Below are 16,490 nucleotides of genomic sequence, written 5' to 3' on the forward strand. Positions count from 1 at the left end.
CGCAGACATGTTCCGTCGTACGTTCTGGTTCACCGCGGGCGCAGCCGCCGGCGTATGGGCCACCACCAAGGTCAACCGCAAGCTCAAGCAGCTGACGCCGGAGTCGCTCGCCGCGCAGGCAGCGAACAAGGCGGTCGAGGCAGGCCACAAGCTCAAGGACTTCGCGCTCGACGTCCGCGACAACATGGCGGAGCGCGAGGCCGAGCTCGGCGACGCCCTCGGCATCAATGAGCGTCCGGAGCCCGATGGGCTGCCGCAGCGCCGATTCGCCGTCATTCAGAACACCAAGCAACCCAAGTACCTCGAGAACACCAGGTACTCGATCAACAATCGGAATGAGGACCACTGATGGAGTCGGCTGAAATCCGTCGCCGCTGGCTGAGCTTCTTCGAGGAGCGTGGCCACAAGGTCGTGCCCTCGGCGTCGCTCATCGCGGACGACCCGACTCTGCTGCTCGTCCCCGCGGGCATGGTCCCGTTCAAGCCCTACTTCCTGGGCGAGGTCAAGCCGCCCGCGCCGCGCGCCACTTCGGTGCAGAAGTGCGTGCGTACGCCGGACATCGAAGAGGTCGGCAAGACGACCCGCCACGGCACGTTCTTCCAGATGTGCGGCAACTTCTCCTTCGGCGACTACTTCAAGGAAGGCGCCATCAAGTACGCCTGGGAGCTGCTCACCAGCTCCGTGGCGGACGGTGGCTACGGCCTGGAGCCCGAGAAGCTCTGGATCACCGTCTACCTCGACGACGACGAGGCCGAGCGCATCTGGCACGAGGTCGTCGGCGTGCCGAAGGAGCGCATCCAGCGCCTCGGCAAGAAGGACAACTTCTGGTCCATGGGCGTCCCCGGCCCCTGCGGCCCGTGCTCCGAGATCAATTACGACCGCGGCCCCGAGTTCGGCGAAGAGGGCGGCCCGCTGGTCAACGACGAGCGCTACGTGGAGATCTGGAACCTGGTCTTCATGCAGTACGAGCGCGGCGCCGGCATCGGCAAGGAGGACTTCGAGATCCTCGGCGACCTGCCGTCGCAGAACATCGACACGGGTCTCGGTCTCGAGCGCCTCGCCATGATCCTGCAGGGCGTACAGAACATGTACGAGACGGACACCCTGCGCGTCGTCATCGACAAGGCCACCGAGCTGACCGGCGTCCGCTACGGCGACAAGCACGAGTCGGACGTCTCGCTGCGCGTCGTCGCCGACCACATGCGTACGTCGACGATGCTCATCGGCGACGGCGTCACGCCCGGCAACGAGGGCCGCGGCTACGTGCTGCGCCGCATCATGCGCCGCGCCATCCGCAACATGCGCATCCTCGGCGCCACCGGCCCCGTCGTGCAGGAGCTGCTCGACGTCGTGATCGACACGATGGGCCTGCAGTACCCGGAGCTGATCACCGACCGCAAGCGCATCGAGCAGGTCGCGCTCGCCGAGGAGGCCGCGTTCCTCAAGGCCCTCAAGGGCGGCACGAACATCCTGGACACCGCCGTCACCGAGACGAAGGCCGCCGGCAAGTCGGTCCTCGCCGGCGACAAGGCGTTCCTGCTCCACGACACGTGGGGCTTCCCGATCGACCTCACCCTGGAGATGGCCGCCGAGCAGGGCCTGTCCGTGGACGAGGACGGCTTCCGGCGCCTGATGAAGGAGCAGCGGGAGCGCGCCAAGGCGGACGCCCAGGCCAAGAAGACCGGCCACGTCAACGTCGGCGCGTACCGCGAGATCGCGGACGCCGCCGGTGCCACCGACTTCATCGGCTACTCCTCGACCGAGGGCGAGTCCCGCGTCGTCGGCCTGCTGGTGAACGGCGTCTCCTCGCCGGCCGCCACCGAGGGCGACGAGGTGGAGGTCGTGCTCGACCGCACCCCGTTCTACGCCGAGGGCGGTGGCCAGATCGGCGACACCGGCCGCATCAAGCTGGACAACGGCGCGGTGATCGAGGTCCGCGACTGCCAGAAGCCGGTCCCCGGCGTCTACGTCCACAAGGGCGTCGTCCAGGTCGGCGAGGTGACCGTCGGCGCCCCCGCCCAGGCGGTCATCGACGTGCAGCGCCGCCGCGCCATCGCCCGCGCCCACTCCGCCACGCACCTCACGCACCAGGCGCTGCGCGACGCGCTCGGCCCGACGGCCGCGCAGGCCGGTTCCGAGAACCAGCCGGGCCGCTTCCGCTTCGACTTCGGTTCCCCGGCCGCCGTTCCGACGGCCGTGATGACGGACGTCGAGCAGAAGATCAACGAGGTCCTGGCGCGCGAACTCGACGTGCACGCCGAGGTCATGTCGATCGACGACGCCAAGAAGCAGGGCGCCATCGCCGAGTTCGGCGAGAAGTACGGCGAGCGGGTCCGCGTCGTCACCATGGGCGACTTCTCCAAGGAGCTGTGCGGCGGCACGCACGTGCACAACACCGCCCAGCTCGGCCTGGTGAAGCTGCTCGGCGAGTCCTCCATCGGCTCGGGCGTGCGCCGCATCGAGGCCCTGGTCGGCGTCGACGCGTACAGCTTCCTCGCCAAGGAGCACACGGTCGTCGCCCAGCTCCAGGAGCTGATCAAGGGCCGTTCCGAGGAGCTGCCCGAGAAGGTCTCCGCGATGCTCGGCAAGCTCAAGGACGCCGAGAAGGAGATCGAGAAGTTCCGCGCGGAGAAGGTCCTCCAGGCCGCCGGCGGTCTCGCCGAGGGCGCCAAGGACGTCCGCGGCGTCGCCGTCGTCACCGGCCAGGTACCGGACGGCACCGGCTCCGACGACCTGCGCAAGCTGGTCCTCGACGTGCGCGGCCGCATCCAGGGCGGCCGCCCCGCGGTGGTCGCCCTCTTCACCACGGCCAACGGCAAGCCGCTCACGGTCATCGCGACCAACGACGCCGCCCGCGACCGCGGCCTCAAGGCCGGCGACCTGGTCCGTACGGCCGCGAAGACCCTCGGCGGCGGTGGCGGCGGCAAGCCGGACGTCGCGCAGGGCGGCGGCCAGAACCCGGCCGCGATCGGTGAGGCCATCGACGCCGTCGAGCGCCTCGTCGCGGAGACCGCGAACTGATGCGCCGAGGCCGCCGCTTGGCGATCGACGTCGGGGACGCCCGGATCGGGGTCGCGTCCTGCGACCCCGACGGGATCCTCGCGACGCCGGTGGAGACCGTGCCGGGACGCGACGTCCCGGCCGCCCACCGCCGGCTGAAGCAGATCGTCGAGGAGTACGAACCGATCGAGATCGTCGTCGGGCTCCCTCGCTCCCTCAAGGGCGGCGAGGGTCCCGCGGCCGCCAAGGTCCGCGGCTTCGCGCAGGAACTCGCCCGGGGCGTGGCACCCGTTCCAGTGAGACTTCTCGACGAGAGGATGACCACAGTGACGGCCAGTCAGGGACTGCGCGCCAGCGGCGTTAAGTCCAAAAAGGGCCGCTCTGTCATCGACCAGGCGGCCGCGGTCATCATCCTCCAGCAGGCCCTGGAGTCCGAACGGGCGTCAGGAACTGCTCCCGGCGAGGGCGTCGAAGTGGTTGTCTGATCGCGATACGGTAACGTTCCGCGCGACCGGCGGTGTTCGAATAGCCGCCGCACAGCATCAAGAGGCGGAACGGTTGACCTTCCAGATCGGACAGCGGCCCACCCCGCCTCGCGGCTTGTAGGGGACCGATGACTGAGTATGGCCGGGGCCAAGGCCCCGAACCGTGGCATCCCGCGGACCCTCTGTACGGGGACCAGGGATGGGGGCAGCAGGCCGGGCACGGCCAGGCGCCCTACGGCGGCCAGGGGAGTTACGACCCGCAGCAGGCCTACGGCGGTGACTGGGACACCGGTCAGCAGGGCTACGGCTACGGGCAGGAGCCCGGTTACGGCCAGGACCCCGGCTACGGGCAGCAGTCGTACGGCGGCCAGCAGGGCCAGGGCGGCTGGGACAACGGTCAGGGCGGTCAGCCCCCGTACGGTGTCGACCCCGCGGACCCGTACGGCACCGGCCAGCACGCCGCGTACAACGGCGAGGAGCCGGACTACTACAACACTCCGGGCGCCTACCCGCCGCCGGAGCCGCCGGGCCGACGCCGCCCGCAGGACCCGGGGACCGGCTGGGACGCCGGCCCCGACCAGGGCGAGGAAGCGTTCTTCAACGGCGGTGGCGACGACGAGGACGACTACGACGAGGGGCGCGGCGGGCGCCGGGGCCGCGGCGGCAAGAAGCCGAAGAAGCGGCGCAGCGGCTGCGCCTGCCTGGTCCTGACCGCGATCTTCGCGGCGGGTGTCGGCGGCGTCGGCTACTTCGGCTACCAGTTCTACCAGGACCGTTTCGGCGCGGCCCCGGACTACGCGGGCAGTGGCAACGGCGAGCAGGTCACCGTCGTCATCCCGCAGGGCTCCGGCGGTTACACGATCGGGCAGAAGCTCAAGGACGCCGGCGTCGTGCAGAGCGTCGACGCGTTCGTCGCCGCCCAGTCGGCCGACCCGAAGGGCAAGTCGATCCAGGACGGCGCGTACGTCATGGAGAAGCAGATGTCCGCGTCGAGCGCGGTCGACATGCTGCTCAGCCCGTCGAGCCGCGCCAACCTCACGATCCCCGAGGGCACCCGCAACGCGGCCGTCTACGCGAACATCGACAAGAAGCTCAAGGTCGCCAAGGGCACCACGGCCAAGGTCGCGAAGAAGGACTACAAGGACCTCGGCCTGCCCGACTGGGCGCTGAACCGGCGCGGCGTCAAGGACCCGCTGGAGGGCTTCCTCTACCCGTCGAGCTATGCGGCCGCCAAGGGCATGAAGCCCGAAGAGGTCCTCAAGGACATGGTGGCGCGGGCCAACGACAAGTACGAGCAGCTCGACCTCGAGGGCGAGGCCAAGAAGCTCAAGCTCGACAACCCGTGGCAGGTCCTCACCGTCGCGAGCCTCGTGCAGGCCGAGGGCAAGACGCACGACGACTTCCGGAAGATGGCCGAGGTCGTCTACAACCGCCTCAAGACCTCGAACACGGAGACCAACCAGCTCCTGCAGTTCGACTCGACCTTCAATTACCTCAAGGGTCAGAGCAACATCAACATCGGCGAGTCCGAGATCAACAGCAACAAGGACCCGTACAACACCTACACGCGCAAGGGGCTGCCGCCCGGCCCGATCGGCAACCCCGGCGACGTGGCGCTCGCCGCGACACTCAAGCCGACGAGCGACGGCTGGATCTACTTCGTGGCCACGGACGGCATGCACAAGACCGAGTTCGCGAAGACCAACGCCGAGTTCGAGAAGCTGAAGGAAAAGTTCAATGCCAGCCAGTCCAACTGACGTGCGCAGGGCGGCGGTTCTGGGTTCGCCCATCGCCCATTCCCTCTCGCCGCAGCTGCACATCGCGGCGTACAGGGCGCTGGGCCTGGACGACTGGCGGTACGACCGGTTCGAGACCGACGAGGCGGCGCTGCCCGCATTCCTCTCCGGGCTCGGGCCCGAGTGGGCCGGACTCTCGCTGACGATGCCGCTGAAGCGGGCGGTGATCCCGCTGCTCGACGAGATCACCGAGACCGCGCGTTCCGTGGAGGCCGTGAACACGGTCGTGCTGCGTGCCGACGGGCGGAAGGTCGGCGACAACACCGACATCCCGGGGCTGATCGCGGCGCTGCACGAGCGGGGCGTGGAGAAGGTCGAGTCGGCGGCGATCCTCGGCGCGGGCGCCACCGCGTCCTCGGCGCTCGCCGCCCTCTCCCGGATCTGCACCGGCGAGGTCGTCACCTACGTACGCAGCGAGCAGCGCGCCGACGAGATGCGCGGCTGGGGCGAGCGCCTCGGCGTGCGGGTGCGCACCGCCGACTGGTCCGAGGCACCGGCGGCCTTCGAGGCGCCGCTGGTGATCGCCACGACACCGAAGGGCGGCACGGACCACCTGGTCGAGGCGGTCCCCGAGACCGTCGGCACGCTGTTCGACGTCCTCTACGATCCGTGGCCCACGCCGCTGGCCGCGGCCTGGGAGCGGCGCGGCGGGGCGGTGCTCAGCGGGCTCGACCTGCTCGTGCACCAGGCCGTCTTCCAGTTCGAGCAGTTCACCGGGGACACCCGGCCGGTGCTCGCCGCGATGCGCGAGGCGGGCGTCAAGGCGCTCGGCTGACCTTGCCGCCGGGCTCGCGCGTGTGGCACGCGTCTCATGTGGCGTCCGCACCCCGGACACCGGAAACGCCGGGCTCCGCGGACGTGGGAGGATCGTTCCCATACACAGAGCGCGAGCATGAGGAGCACCGTTGAGCAGGTTGCGCTGGCTGACCGCGGGGGAGTCGCACGGCCCCGCACTCGTCGCGACGCTGGAGGGACTTCCCGCCGGCGTTCCGATCACCACGGAGATGGTGGCGGACCACCTGGCACGGCGCCGCCTCGGCTATGGCCGCGGAGCCCGGATGAAATTCGAGCGCGACGAGGTCACGTTCCTCGGCGGTGTCCGGCACGGACTGACCCTCGGCTCGCCGGTCGCGATCATGGTCGGCAACACCGAGTGGCCCAAGTGGGAACAGGTCATGTCCGGTGACCCGGTCGACCCGGAGATCCTCAAGGACATGGCGCGCAACGCGCCGCTGACCCGCCCGCGCCCCGGCCACGCCGACCTCGCGGGCATGCAGAAGTACGGCTTCGACGAGGCCCGCCCGATCCTGGAGCGCGCCTCCGCCCGCGAGACGGCCGCCCGCGTGGCGCTCGGCGCGGTCGCCCGGTCGTACCTCAAGGAGACGGCCGGCATCGAGATCGTCTCCCACGTCGTCGAGCTGTGCTCGGTCAAGGCGCCGCAGGGCGTCTACCCGACCCCCGCCGATGTCGAGAAGCTGGACGCCGACCCGCTGCGCTGCCTGGACGCCGACGCGTCGAAGCAGATGGTGGCCGAGGTCGACCAGGCCCACAAGGACGGCGACACGCTCGGCGGCGTCGTCGAGGTCCTCGCCTACGACGTGCCCGTGGGCCTCGGCTCGCACGTGCACTGGGACCGCAAGCTCGACGCCCGCCTGGCCGGAGCGCTCATGGGCATCCAGGCCATCAAGGGAGTCGAGATCGGCGACGGCTTCGAGCTGGCGCGGGTGCCCGGTTCGCAGGCGCACGACGAGATCGTGAAGACGGACGACGGCATCCGCCGCGTCTCCGGGCACGCGGGCGGTACCGAGGGCGGCCTGTCCACCGGTGAGCTGCTGCGCGTGCGCGCGGCGATGAAGCCGATCGCGACCGTGCCGCGCGCCCTGAAGACCGTCGACGTCGCCACCGGCGAGGCCACCCAGGCCCACCACCAGCGCTCCGACGTCTCGGCCGTGCCGGCCGCCGGCATCGTCGCCGAGGCCATGGTCGCGCTCGTCCTCGCGGACGCGGTCGCGGAGAAGTTCGGCGGCGACAGCGTGCCGGAGACCCGGCGCAACGTCACGTCGTACCTCGACAACCTCCAGATCCGGTGAGCGGCCCGCAGGTCGTCCTCGTCGGACCGATGGGTGTCGGCAAGTCGACGGTGGGCGCGCTGCTCGCCGAGCGGCTCGGCTGCGCCTACCGGGACACCGACGACGACATCGTCACCGCACAGGGCCGCACCATCGCCGACATCTTCGTCGACGAGGGCGAGGCGCACTTCCGCGCCCTGGAGAAGGCCTCCGTCGCGACGGCGCTCGCCGAGCACGAGGGCGTCCTCGCGCTCGGCGGCGGCTCGATCCTCGACGCCGACACCCGCGCCCTGCTCGCCGCCCACCCCACCGTCGTCTATCTCTCGATGGACGTCGAGGAGGCGGCCAAGCGCACCGGCCTGAACGCGGCCCGGCCGCTGCTCGCCGTCAACCCGCGCAAGCAGTGGCGGGAGCTGATGGAGGCGCGCAGGCATCTGTACACCGAGGTCGCCCGGGTGGTCGTCGCCACCGACGGCCGCACCCCCGAAGAGGTCGCCGAAGCGGTCCTCGACGCACTGGAGTTGAAGCAGGCATGAGCGAGCAGCCGGAGCAGGTCACCCGTATCCACGTCGGCGGGACCGCCGGCACGGACCCGTACGAGGTCCTGGTGGGGCGTCAACTCCTGGGCGAGCTGGGCTCGTTGATCGGCGACAAGGTCAAGCGCGTCGCCATCGTGCACCCGGAGGCGCTCGCCGAGACCGGCGAGGCGCTCCGCGCGGACCTGGCCGACCAGGGCTTCGAGGCGATCGCCATCCAGGTGCCGAACGCCGAGGAGGCCAAGACCGCCGAGGTCGCCGCGTACTGCTGGAAGGCCCTCGGGCAGTCCAACTTCACGCGCTCCGACGTCGTCGTCGGCGTCGGTGGCGGCGCGACCACGGACCTCGCCGGGTTCGTGGCCGCGACGTGGCTGCGCGGCGTGCGCTGGATCGCCATCCCGACGACCGTGCTCGCCATGGTGGACGCGGCGGTCGGCGGCAAGACCGGCATCAACACGGCCGAGGGCAAGAACCTGGTGGGCTCCTTCCACCCGCCGGCCGGGGTCCTGTGCGACCTGGCGGCGCTCGACTCCCTCCCCGTGCACGACTTCGTGTCCGGGCTCGCCGAGGTCATCAAGGCCGGGTTCATCGCCGACGAGAAGATCCTCGAACTCATCGAGGAGGACCCGGAGTCGGCGCGCACGCCCACCGGCAAGCACACCGCCGAGCTGATCGAGCGCGCCATCAGGGTCAAGGCCGAGGTGGTCTCGTCCGACCTCAAGGAGGCGGGCCTGCGCGAGATCCTCAACTACGGGCACACGCTCGCGCACGCCATCGAGAAGAACGAGCGCTACAAGTGGCGGCACGGCGCGGCGGTCTCCGTCGGCATGCTCTTCGCCGCCGAACTCGGGCGCCTGGCGGGCCGGTTGGACGACGCGACGGCCGACCGGCACCGCACGGTCCTGGAGTCCGTGGGCCTGCCGCTGTCGTACCGCTACGACCAGTGGCCCAAGCTCCTCGAAACGATGAAGGTCGACAAGAAGTCCCGCGGGGACCTGTTGCGCTTCATCGTCCTCGACGGGCTCGGCAGGCCGACCGTTCTCGAGGGGCCCGACCCCGCCGTGCTGCTCGCCGCGTACGGCGAAGTGGCGGAATAGGGCGGTCCGTTCACGTTCGGGCACGTCGTGACCTCCCCGGCCGTTCACACAACGGCGGCCGGGGACGGTACCGTTCAGTAGCGCCCCGTTCGCCGGCGCCCAATTGACCGTCGTACGAGATGGAGTGGCACCGGATGCAGCACGCAGGGGGGTCTCCGCTGCCGCCGCCCCATCGGCCGGGGCAGGTGCCGTCCGGCCCCTTGCCGCAGGCGAGTCACGCGCCTCAGCCACCGCCGCCGCCGGGCATGCCGGGCTTCAGCGGAGCGCCGCCGCACCACCCGCCCGCGCAGCCGCCGCACATCCAGGCGCCGCAGGCCCCCGCCCCGCCACCGCCGCAGGCCGCGCATCCGCCGCAGCAGCCGCCGCGCGAGACCACGGGTCATGTGCAGCTTCCGACCGGCGCGCCCGTCGCCGTGCCGAGCCCGCCGCCCGCGCAGGCGCCCGCCGACGCCACCTCGACCACGCTCGCCGTGCTGCTCATCGGGCCCGCGGGCGCGGGCAAGACGAGCGTCGCCCGCCATTGGGCGGAGAGCCGGCGCGTCCCAACGGCCCACATCAGCCTCGACGACGTACGTGAATGGGTGCGCTCGGGCTTCGCCGACCCGCAGTCGGGGTGGAACGACAACAGCGAGGCGCAGTACCGGTTGGCCCGCCGCACCTGCGGTTTCGCCGCGCGGAACTTTTTGGCGAATGGAATCTCCTGCATCCTCGACGATGCGGTGTTCCCGGACCGGCCCGTGGTGGGCCTGGGCGGCTGGAAGCGGCACGTGGGGCCCGGCCTTCTTCCGGTCGTCCTCCTGCCCGGCCTGGAGATCGTCCTGGAGCGCAACTCCCGGCGCAGCGGCAACCGGCGTCTCACCGACGAGGAGGTCGCCCGCATCCACGGCCGCATGGCCGGCTGGTACGGCTCGGGCCTCCCGATCATCGACAACTCCCAGCTGGACGTGCCCGGCACGGCCCAGGTCCTGGACGAGGTCCTGGCCCGAGCGATCGCGAGCCCGCCGAAGTGGTGAGGGTGGGGTAGGACGAGGGGCGTGGCTCGGGCGGGGTGGCTGGGCGGGGACGGGGGCGTTCTGGTGGTCCGGCGGGGCGCAATGGTGGTGCGGGCGAGGTGGGTTCCGGCGGGTCGGCCGGGCGAGGTTGGTTCCGGTGGGGTCGGTTGGGCCGGGCGCGACGGTGGTGTGGGCGGGTTTGGTTCCGGTGGGGTCGGCCGGGCGGGCTTGGTTCCGGCGGGTCGGCCGGGCCGGGCGCGACGGTGGGTCTGTCGGACGAGGGTGTGCGCCGTGCCGGGCGGGTTGATTGCGGCGGATGAGGGTGTGCGATGCCCGTGCCGTGCCGTGCCGGTTGCCTCCGGCTGACCAGGGCCTGCGGCGCACCGGGCCAGTTTCCTCCGCCCATCTCCCACCCACCCGCCCCCTCCGGGGGCGTCGGCCTCACGGGGTGCCGCAACCTGCCGCCGCCACGGCTCCCCGCCATCCGTGGTCGACCGAACCATGTCTTGGGCAATCTGCCACGGGGGCACGGCTGCCCCCCTGTTGCGGTCGGCTGTCACGGTCTTGGGCACTGTGCCGTGGGGACGGCTCCCCACCCGTTGCGGTCGGCCGCTGCCGCCTTGGGCAATCTGCCGCCTTGGGCGGCAGGGTGGGCAAGGCGGCGCACGGTGCCGCGCAACGGAGATGAGGCTCCGGCCACGGTGGAGGTCGGGCACTCCGTACCCGCGTATCTGTCAGGTCAGGCCCCAACACCGACGCGGCGGGCCGGGCCCGGACGGGCCGAAGCCCCTGGAGGGGGCGGCGGGTGGGAGGTGAGCGGGCGCTGTGGGGTTGGGGATGCGGCGCCTGCGTCGATCACGCGGTGCGGCGGCCCCGGTGCAGCTCCGGGCTCGGTGCCGTGTGCTCAGCACGGTAGGCGTCAACCTCGAATGAGCTCTTGGGCCCGGGACCCGTACCCGTAACGATCCGCGGCCGGACCCCGGTCGGGCCGAAACCCCTGGAGGGGGCGGGTGAGTGGGAGGTGGCCGGGGTCGGCGAAGCCGGGGTGGTGCGGCGCCGCGCCAGGGGTCGCGACAGACGTGGGCCCCGGTGAGCGGCCACGCCCCGGGCGGCCACAACCCCGGCGGCCCCACGCCCCGCGGTACCGCGCACCGCTCCGCCCACCCCGGCAAACCCCACCCGCACCGGCGGCAGCCCACCCGTTCCCCCCGGAGGGACCCGTCCGGACGCGCTCCGGCGGCTGCCGAGCCCACCCGCTCGTACGCTCGGCGACATGGCAGAGGTGTACGCGGCCCGACGGGACCGGCTCAGAGAGCGCGCGACGGCGGGTGGCAGCGCGGCCACCCTCGTCTCGCGGCCCGCCAACGTCCGCTACCTGGCGGGAACGGCACCGAACGGCGCCGCCCTCCTGCTGGGCCGCGACCCCGGCGGCAGCGATGATCTCCTGCTGTGCGCGCGGGCGCCCGGCGACGAACCCGTCGAAGGCCGGATCGACGAGGCGCTGCGCGTACAGGTCCTGGACGTGCCCGCGGGCGACCCGGCCGTCGCCGCCGCGGACGTGGCCGCCTCCCGCGGAGCGGACTCGCTCGCCGTCGAGGAGCACCACCTGACCGTGGCCCGGCACCGCGCGCTCGGCTCCGTCGCGCCCCGGCTCCGCCTGCTCGACCTCAACAGCGGCGTCGAGCAGCTCCGTCTCGTCAAGGACGAGGAGGAGATCTCCTGCCTGCGGATCGCGGCGGAGATCGCCGACCAGGCGCTCGGTGAACTGCTCGAATCGATTCTCGTGGGCCGTACGGAGCGGCACCTCGCCCTCGAACTGGAGCGTCGACTTGTCGACCACGGCGCCGACGGCGCCGCCTTCCCCACCTCCGTGGGCACGGGCCCGAACTCGGGACGCGTCGCCCACCGCCCCAGCGACCGCCGGGTCGAGGAGGGCGACTTCCTCTCCGTGTGCCTGGGAGCCACGTACCGCGGTTACCGCTGCGAGATCGGTCGTACGTTCGTCATCGGAACCTCGCCCGCGGACTGGCAGATCGAGCTGTACGAACTGGTCTTCGCCGCCCAGCGGGCCGCGCGCGAGAGCCTCGCGCCGGGCGTCGAGTGCCGCGAAGTCGACAGGGCCGCGCGTCACGTCCTGGACGCGGCAGGGTATGGTGACGGGCTCGCGCCACTGACCGGACACGGGGTGGGACTCGAAATCGACGAGGACCCGCAGTTGGCCCCCGCAGCCATGGGTAAACTGGACACTTGTGTGCCGGTCACCGTCGAACCGGGGGTCCACCTCCCGGGACGGGGCGGCGTCCGGATCGATGACACGCTCGTCGTCCGCCCCGAGGCGGACGGCGGACCCGAGCTACTCACCATCACGACCAAGGAGCTGCTCGCGCTCTAGCCCGCAAAGGCTGCTCGCGTGCACCTGGGTCGTCCACGTCAGTCCAGGAGATTCCGAAACCGTGGCTTCCACGAACGACCTCAAGAACGGCCTGGTGCTCAAGCTCGACGGGGGCCAGCTCTGGTCCGTCGTCGAGTTCCAGCACGTCAAGCCCGGCAAGGGCCCTGCCTTCGTGCGCACCAAGCTCAAGAACGTGCTCTCCGGCAAGGTCGTCGACAAGACGTTCAACGCCGGCGTCAAGGTCGACACGGCCACCATTGACAAGCGCGACATGCAGTTCTCCTACATGGACGGCGAGTACTTCGTCTTCATGGACATGGAGACCTACGACCAGCTGCACGTCGACAAGAAGGCCGTCGGCGACGCCGCCAACTTCCTGATCGAGGGCTTCGAGGCCACGGTCGCCCAGTACGAGGGCGAGGTGCTCTTCGTCGAGCTGCCGGCCGCCGTCGAGCTGGTCATCCAGGAGACCGAGCCGGGCGTCCAGGGCGACCGCTCCACCGGTGGCACCAAGCCCGCCATCCTGGAGACCGGCCACCAGATCCAGGTCCCGCTCTTCGTCACCCAGGGCGAGAAGATCAAGGTCGACACCCGCTCCAGCGACTACCTCGGCCGGGTGAACAGCTAACCGTGGCTGCCCGTAATACGGCCCGCAAGCGCGCCTTTCAGATCCTCTTCGAGGCAGACCAGCGCGGCGCCGACACCCTGACGGTCCTCGCGGACTGGATCCGGCACTCCCGCAGCGACACGCGGCAGCCGCCGGTGAGCGAGTACACGATGGAGCTGGTCGAGGGGTACGCCAAGCAGGCGGCCCGGATCGACGAGCTCATCTCGCAGTACTCCGTCGGGTGGACCCTTGACCGGATGCCGGTCGTCGACCGCAACATCGTGCGGCTCGGCGCCTATGAGTTGGTCTGGGTCGACGGGACCCCGGACGCCGTGGTGCTCGACGAGGCCGTTTCGCTGGCCAAGGAGTTCTCCACCGACGAGTCCCCGGCGTTCATCAACGGACTGCTCGGTCGCTTCAAGGACCTGAAGTCCACCCTGCGTCGCGACGAGGCCTGAGCCCCGCCGCCGAGCGCAGCACCGTTCCGCGGGCCCGGAGCAGAACATGAACAATGTTCTGCTCCGGGCCTGGTGCGTTTCCGGGGATCTTCATTAGGTTCTGGTCATGTCACCGACAGGACCGGACTCCCTCCCCGCGCGCGTGCGCATCGGCTACGGTCTCGGATCCCTGGCCACCGGAACCTTCGGCACGGTCCCGGGCCTGTTGCTGCTCTACTACCTGACCGATGTGCTCGGCGTCGGAGCGGGCCTGGCGGGGCTGCTCGTCTTCCTGCCCAAGGCGTGGGACGTGCTGTTCAACCCGTGGGTCGGCGGCCGCTCCGACCGCAGCAACCGCTCGCGCCTGGGCCCCCGCCGCTCCTGGATGCTGCTCGGCACGCTCACCCTGCCGGTCTGCTTCGCGGGCATGTTCGCGGCGCCCGCCGGGCTTGAAGGCGGGCCCGCCGCCGCGTACGTGGCCGCCCTCTTCCTCCTCTGCGCCTCCGCGTACGCCTGCTTCCAGGTGCCGTACGTCGCCCTGCCCGCGGAGCTGACGGGGGACCCGGACGAGCGGGCCCGTGTCATGGCGTGGCGCGTCGCCTTCCTCGCCGTGGCCATCCTGCTGTCCGGCTCCGTCGCCCCGATCCTCGCGGGCGCCACCGGCGACGACCGGGGGAGCGCGGGCGGATACCGGCTGATGGGCGTGGTGATCGGCGGGCTGCTCGCGGTGGGGATGCTGGCGGCGGTGCTTGCCACGGCGGGAACGCGGAGCGTCATACGTACAACCCAGGACGTCATACGTACAACGCTGGACGGCACATCCGCCCCAGTGGACGTCATACGTACAACGGGCGAGCCCGGCCTGCGCGCACAGCTGCGCGCCGCCCGGGGCAACGCGCCCTTCGGACGGCTGTTTGGCGCGTACGTCGTGCAGGCCACCGCGTCCGGCCTGATGCTCGCCGGCACCCAGTACTTCGCGACGTACATCCTCGACCGGCCGAGCGCCACCACCGTGCTGTTCGCCTGCCTCATCGTGCCCTCGCTCCTCGCGATGCCCCTGTGGCTGGCCGTGGGCCGCCGAACGGGCAAGCGGAACGCGGCAGTCGGGGCCTCCGCGTGTTTCCTGCTCGGAGCGCTCGGCGCCGCCGGGGGACGGGAACTGCCGACGACGGCGGTCTATGTGGCCGTCGCCATGGCGGGCATCGGGTACGCGGGCGTGCAGATGCTGCCGCTCGCGATGCTCGGCGACGCGATCGCGGCCGACGCCTACACCAGCGGGCGGCGCAGGGCCGGAGTCTTCACCGGCCTGTGGACCGCCGGTGAGACACTCGGGCTCGCCCTGGGCCCCGGCCTGTTCGGGCTCGTGCTCGCGCTCGGCGGGTTCGTCTCGTCCGATGCCACCGATCGCGTCGCGCAGCCCGGCTCGGCACTGACCGCGATCGTCGTCGGCTTCGGCGCGCTGCCCGCCCTGCTGCTCGCGCTGAGCCTTCCGCTGCTGGCCAGGTACCGCCTCACCGAGTCCGAACTGATCCGCCTGCGCGCCGACTTCGACGAGTCCACCGCGCCGGGCGAGCACCAAGAGCCCACCCAGCGAGACGAGGAGTCCGCATGACGACCGACGACCCGATCCTGGCCCGGCTGACCGCACTGCGCGCAGGCGACTTGCCGGTGCACGGCGGCCGCACGATGGCGTACGTCTACGACTCCGGGCTCGAAGGCCTCGACGAACTGGCGAACGCCGCGCAGGCCGCCTTCGCCGGGGTCAACGGGCTCGACATGACGGCGTTCCCGAGCGTCGTGGAGCTGGAGAACGACCTGGTGCGCCGGGCCACCGCGCTGCTCGGCGGCAGCGCGGGCACGTTCACCAGCGGCGGCACCGAGAGCTGCCTGCTCGCCGTCCTGACCGCGCGTCAGCACGCCCGCAAGGAGCGCGGGGTGACCGAGCCCGAACTCGTGCTCCCGGAGACCGCGCACGCCGCCTTCCACAAGGCCGCCGAGCTCTTCGGCCTGGCCGTGGTGAGCGTCCCCGTAGACCCGGACACCTTCAAGGTGCGCCCGGCGGACGTGGCCGCGGCGATCAGTGAGCGCACCGCCCTGGTCGTCGTCTCCGCCCCCTCGTACGCGCACGGGGTCATCGACCCGGTCGTCGAGGTGGCGCGGGAGGCGGAGCGGCGCGGGGTGCTGTGCCATGTCGACGCGTGCATCGGCGGCTGGTACCTCGGGCATCTGCGGCTCACGGCGCGGCAGGAGCGGGACGTACCGGACATCCCGGAGTTCGACCTGTCCGTCCCCGGCGTCACGTCGCTCTCCGTCGACCTGCACAAATACGCGTACACGGCGAAGGGGGCCTCGCTGCTGCTGTTCCGGGACGCGGGGCTGCGCCGCCACGGCTGGTTCGCGCACGCCGCCTGGCCCGGCTACCCCGTGGTCAACTCCACGCTCCAGGGCACCAAGTCGGCCGGGCCCCTCGCGGCGGCCTGGGCGGTGACGGAGCGCGTCGGCGCCGAAGGTTACGCGGTGCTGTCGACGCGCGTACACCGCACGACCCGCGCGCTCGCCGACGGTGTCGAGGGGATCGGCGGTCTGCGGCTCGCCGCGCGGCCCGAGGCGTCCCTGATCGCCGTGGCCTCCGACGACCCGGACATCGATGTCTTCGTGGTGGCGGACGAGCTGCGGGGGAGCGGCTGGTATCTGCAGCCGCAGCCGGCGTTCGGAGCGTCACCGGCAACCCTGCATCTGACAGTGACCGCGGCCGTCGCGCAAGAGGAGACCGCGCGACTGCTCCTCGCCGAGCTGGAGAAAGCGGTCGAACGGGCGCGGAAGCTGGGGCCCGTTCGGGTGGATCCCGAGGTCGTCGAGGCCGCGGGCACGCTGGACCCGGACGCACTGACCTCGGAGGAGGTGGAGGTCGCGCTGGCGCTCGCCGGGGTGGGGGAGGGCGGCCGGCTGCCGGAGCGGATGGCGCCCGTGCTCGCGGTTCTCCAGGCGCTGCCGCCGCGGCTGAGCGCGCGCTTGCTGCCCGAGGTGATCGGACGCCTGTACCGGACATGAGGGGAAGGCTCCGGCTGGCCGGTCGGGT

The 16,490-nt window shown here is 71.5% G+C and carries 14 protein-coding genes; all 14 read left to right on the forward strand.

Features of this window, described 5'->3' with window-relative positions; all coding sequences use genetic code 11:
- Positions 1–7 precede the first annotated feature (7 nt).
- Positions 8–349 carry a DUF6167 family protein gene (locus ACZ7L4_RS34200; protein WP_472108661.1) on the forward strand — a complete coding sequence of 114 codons (342 nt, stop codon included), beginning with the start codon at positions 8–10 and terminating at the stop codon, positions 347–349.
- Positions 349–3,021, forward strand: a complete 2,673-nt coding sequence (gene alaS / locus ACZ7L4_RS34205; protein WP_472108662.1) for an alanine--tRNA ligase — start codon at positions 349–351, stop codon at positions 3,019–3,021. The genes ACZ7L4_RS34200 and alaS overlap by 1 nt, the downstream gene beginning before the upstream one ends.
- On the forward strand, positions 3,021–3,485 hold the full coding sequence (gene ruvX / locus ACZ7L4_RS34210; RefSeq protein WP_326014249.1) for a Holliday junction resolvase RuvX: 465 nt from the start codon (positions 3,021–3,023) through the stop codon (positions 3,483–3,485). Before alaS ends, ruvX begins: the two co-directional genes overlap by 1 nt.
- A gap of 128 nt (positions 3,486–3,613) precedes the next feature.
- Positions 3,614–5,242 carry an endolytic transglycosylase MltG gene (mltG, locus tag ACZ7L4_RS34215; protein WP_472108664.1) on the forward strand — a complete coding sequence of 543 codons (1,629 nt, stop codon included), beginning with the start codon at positions 3,614–3,616 and terminating at the stop codon, positions 5,240–5,242.
- Positions 5,223–6,056: a shikimate dehydrogenase gene (locus tag ACZ7L4_RS34220; RefSeq protein ID WP_472108665.1), complete on the forward strand. Its 834-nt coding sequence runs from the start codon at positions 5,223–5,225 to the stop codon at positions 6,054–6,056. Before mltG ends, ACZ7L4_RS34220 begins: the two co-directional genes overlap by 20 nt.
- A gap of 130 nt (positions 6,057–6,186) precedes the next feature.
- On the forward strand, positions 6,187–7,371 hold the full coding sequence (gene aroC, locus ACZ7L4_RS34225; RefSeq protein ID WP_385763055.1) for a chorismate synthase: 1,185 nt from the start codon (positions 6,187–6,189) through the stop codon (positions 7,369–7,371).
- Complete coding sequence (locus ACZ7L4_RS34230) at positions 7,368–7,886, forward strand: shikimate kinase (RefSeq protein WP_472108667.1); 519 nt, start codon at positions 7,368–7,370, stop codon at positions 7,884–7,886. Before aroC ends, ACZ7L4_RS34230 begins: the two co-directional genes overlap by 4 nt.
- Positions 7,883–8,983: a 3-dehydroquinate synthase gene (gene aroB / locus ACZ7L4_RS34235; protein ID WP_472108668.1), complete on the forward strand. Its 1,101-nt coding sequence runs from the start codon at positions 7,883–7,885 to the stop codon at positions 8,981–8,983. The genes ACZ7L4_RS34230 and aroB overlap by 4 nt, the downstream gene beginning before the upstream one ends.
- A 134-nt stretch (positions 8,984–9,117) precedes the next feature.
- A complete protein-coding gene (locus tag ACZ7L4_RS34240; protein ID WP_472108669.1) occupies positions 9,118–9,996 on the forward strand; it encodes a Pro-rich N-terminal domain-containing protein in 879 nt (292 codons plus the stop codon).
- A gap of 1,252 nt (positions 9,997–11,248) precedes the next feature.
- Positions 11,249–12,367, forward strand: a complete 1,119-nt coding sequence (locus ACZ7L4_RS34245; protein ID WP_472108670.1) for an aminopeptidase P family protein — start codon at positions 11,249–11,251, stop codon at positions 12,365–12,367.
- 61 nt (positions 12,368–12,428) lie between these two features.
- A complete protein-coding gene (efp, locus tag ACZ7L4_RS34250) occupies positions 12,429–12,995 on the forward strand; it encodes an elongation factor P (RefSeq protein ID WP_450817606.1) in 567 nt (188 codons plus the stop codon).
- Between the two features lie 2 nt (positions 12,996–12,997).
- Complete coding sequence (gene nusB / locus ACZ7L4_RS34255; RefSeq protein WP_450817605.1) at positions 12,998–13,432, forward strand: transcription antitermination factor NusB; 435 nt, start codon at positions 12,998–13,000, stop codon at positions 13,430–13,432.
- A gap of 106 nt (positions 13,433–13,538) precedes the next feature.
- The gene (locus ACZ7L4_RS34260) at positions 13,539–15,023 is read left to right on the forward strand and encodes an MFS transporter (protein WP_472108671.1); all 1,485 of its coding nucleotides are present in this window, start codon (positions 13,539–13,541) and stop codon (positions 15,021–15,023) included.
- Positions 15,020–16,462, forward strand: a complete 1,443-nt coding sequence (locus tag ACZ7L4_RS34265; RefSeq protein ID WP_472108672.1) for a pyridoxal phosphate-dependent decarboxylase family protein — start codon at positions 15,020–15,022, stop codon at positions 16,460–16,462. Before ACZ7L4_RS34260 ends, ACZ7L4_RS34265 begins: the two co-directional genes overlap by 4 nt.
- Positions 16,463–16,490 lie beyond the last annotated feature (28 nt).

The organism is Streptomyces sp. NPDC107575 (assembly GCF_055657265.1).